The following is a 3275-nucleotide window of genomic DNA, read 5'->3' as shown; positions in this document are numbered from 1 at the left end:
TTTGTTTTTTATCTGTCATGCCCGCGTAGGCAGGCATTCATTTATCGGTAGCACCTATGAAGATAAAAAAATCCGATCTCTCAAAATACAACTCCTTTATGCATTTTTATCTTAAGTAAGTACAATATGATAAGCTGCGGATAATAATGAGTACCCACCTACGGGGTATGACAAAAAGTAATGCGGGTATGACAAAAAATTTAAAGAAATGATTTTGTCATCTCTACCTAAAAAATGACATAATATTAATTAATCACCTTGCAAAAAGATTATAATTAAAAATTAAAATAGGCTGTTTGGCTATGAGTCTTATTACTTTAAATCAAGTTACATTAAATGTTGCTGGCAATAAATTACTCGATGCAGTGGATTGGCAAATTCAACCCAAAGAACGCATTGCCTTAGTCGGACGCAACGGGGCCGGTAAATCATCCTTATTAAAATTATTACAAGGTGAGCTTACACCGGATTCAGGTCAACTCCATCGTTTAAGCGGAATAAGAGTTGCTGGCTTAACCCAAGATGTACCACATGCTGATGAAGAAACCGTTTATCATTTTTTAGTCAAAAGTCTAGGTGTGGTCGGTGAAGTATTAGGTGAATTTAGACGTCTATCCGCTAGCAATGACACAACCCGATTAGCAGCCTGCCAACTAGAGATGGACCGTCTCCATGCTTGGGATAGTTTACCGCGGGTAGATATGATGGCAAGCCGACTTAGCTTAAACCCTGATGCGCGTATGAGTGAATTATCGGGCGGTATGAAACGCCGAGCTCTCTTAGCAGCGGCCTTAATTGCAGCGCCTGATTTATTGCTTCTAGATGAGCCAACGAACCATTTGGATATTAATTCCATTGAATGGCTAGAATCTTATCTTAAAACGTATAATGGTAGTTTATTGGTTGTCACCCACGATAGAGAATTTTTAAATCAAGTCGCTAATCAGATCGTTGAAATTGACCGAGGCAAGCTCTATATCCATCACTGTAACTATGAAACCTACTTAGATAGGCGTGAAGCGATGCGGGTCACTGAAGCGCGCCATAATGAATTATTTGATAAACGTTTGCAAGAGGAAGAAGCCTGGATTAGAACAGGAATTAAAGCACGCCGTACGCGCAATGAAGGGCGGGTTCGCGCTTTAAAAGCGATGCGTGAAGAATATAAAGCGCGCCGTGAACAATTAGGCAAAGTTAAATCAATGGCTTTAGACGTTTCACGTTCAGGGACACTCATTATAGAAGCAGAACACGTTAATTATGCAATTGACGATAACTTATTGGTAAACGATTTTTCGCTCTTACTAACTCGTGGTGATAAATTAGGTATTTTAGGCCCTAATGGTTGCGGTAAAACAACATTAGTTCGCCTACTGTTAGGTGAGCTTACACCACAAAGCGGGACTATTCGCCGCGGTGTTAACTTAGAAATTGCCTATTTTGATCAGTTGCGAGCACAATTAGATGAAAATCAGACGGTCATGGCCAATGTGAGTGATGGTTCAGACTATGTCACCATCAATGGCAAACAAAAGCATGTTGCCACTTACTTGCGAGAATTTTTATTTCCTCCTGAACGCTTCAACCAAGCGGTCCACACACTCTCCGGGGGTGAACGAAACCGACTGCTGCTGGCTAAACTTTTTGCCAAACCAGTTAATTTACTGGTTTTAGACGAGCCCACTAATGATTTAGATATCGAAACACTAGAATTGCTAGAGCAGCTTCTTATTGAATATAAAGGTACGCTAATTTTAATAAGCCATGATCGGGAGTTTATTAATCAAGTGGTCACCAGTGTATTAGTTTATGAGGGCGAGGGGCAATTTAATGAATACCTAGGTGGCTATGAAGACTATCGCCAAGTGCAGAAGAAACAACAACGCCCACAGCCTGCTTTGTCCAAAGCAGAAGTCAAAGAAACGCCTAGAATTAAAAAGCTAAGCTTTAATGAACAGCGTGAATTAACTCAATTACCGCAACAAATTGAAAAATTAGAAGAAAAAATTGCTAAGCTGCAAGAACAAATGGCATCACCTGATTTTTATCAACAAGATACACAAGCGATAACAGAACATAGCCAGCAATTAAAAGCGGATGAAGATTTATTAAAGCAATTTTATGAACGTTGGGAAAGCTTAGAGAGTCGAGGATAGATATGGATTTATTAATAGTAACAGTCATTATCCTTGGATCTGCTATCCTTGTTTTCTTCTCAGCTGAGTTTGGCAACATGATAAAAAAAGTCATGGCCATTCGCGGTGTCAAACTCTTTTTGCCGTTAACCTTAGTATCTTGGTTCGTAATAAGTTCTGAAGCTTGGATTTTATGGGGGTTATTATTTTTAAAAATAGGTTTACATACTACGGTATCATGGCTAGCAAAGATAATGCCTTTTCAAGGGTGGAAAGAAAGCCTTGCGACCTTTATTTTAATTTATTTAATCACGTTAATTCCTTTAAGCATCATCTATTGGCGGAAAAAAAAGCGGCCTTTCTTTCATAAATCCAATCTTTGGATTATCCCGGCTTGTATATGGATCTTATTATTAATTACTTTAACCGTGGGATTTTACTAAAAGGCCACAAATAATATTCACAGTTTCAGAATGAATGTAAAGCGCATCAATTAAAATTATTAAGAAGGTTAGGTAACTTAAAAAATATTAGTTGCTATAAGAAAATGAGTTATGAGTTTAGGGCTTAAATCAAACAATTTCTTTAAAGTAAAGGAGTTTTGGCCCTCTAACTGAAGTAAATACGCTTAAACCGTAATAAATTGATAAAAAAAATAGCAATAAGTTTAATATTTAGGTATAATATGTTAAATAAGAGTAATTTAGCAACTCGTCAAGTATGTTTATGACAAAAAGATAGTAAATTAAAAATAATGTTGCATTTCTAGTTACGTAACCCCTTTGTACTTGGGAGAAAAAGATGGCAGGTCAATACTTTGATCAATATAGTAGATTAATTGAGCGCGCTAATATTCAGAGATTAAATGATTTACGGGCTCTTGTCGCCGCAAATACAAATGATGATATCCGAAAAGAATTAGAAAAATTTGCTTCAAATGAATTACAGAACAACACCCTCGCTCTATATAGTCCTACAAATCGTATGGCTCTTGGAACGGGATATGGTGACACAAGGTACATTGATAATACAGATACCGATGTGCTGAAACGGATAGCCAGACGACGCATAAAATTCTTTGAACTCCAAGCTGCGATGATTGCCAGCACTGACGCTGCTCGCGTTCACTTACAAGCTGTA

At 37.7% G+C, this 3275-nt stretch carries 3 protein-coding genes; all 3 read left to right on the top strand.

Going from position 1 to position 3275, the window contains the following annotated elements; genetic code table 11:
- The first annotated feature begins 302 nt into the window (after nucleotides 1-302).
- Nucleotides 303-2156: an ATP-binding cassette domain-containing protein gene (locus ACQUW5_RS15230; protein ID WP_444992114.1), complete on the top strand. Its 1854-nt coding sequence runs from the start codon at nucleotides 303-305 to the stop codon at nucleotides 2154-2156.
- 2 nt (nucleotides 2157-2158) lie between these two features.
- Nucleotides 2159-2578 (top strand): hypothetical protein, encoded by a 420-nt coding sequence (locus ACQUW5_RS15225; RefSeq protein WP_444992113.1) that lies wholly within the window; start codon nucleotides 2159-2161, stop codon nucleotides 2576-2578.
- A 358-nt stretch (nucleotides 2579-2936) separates the two neighbouring features.
- Nucleotides 2937-3275, top strand: a 339-nt coding sequence (locus tag ACQUW5_RS15220) for a hypothetical protein (protein WP_444992112.1), incomplete at its 3' end; no start/stop codon positions are given.

The organism is Legionella pelazae (genome assembly GCF_052527395.1).
Note: the sequence above shows the minus strand (reverse complement) of the source record. Positions and strands in the feature narration are given on the sequence as shown.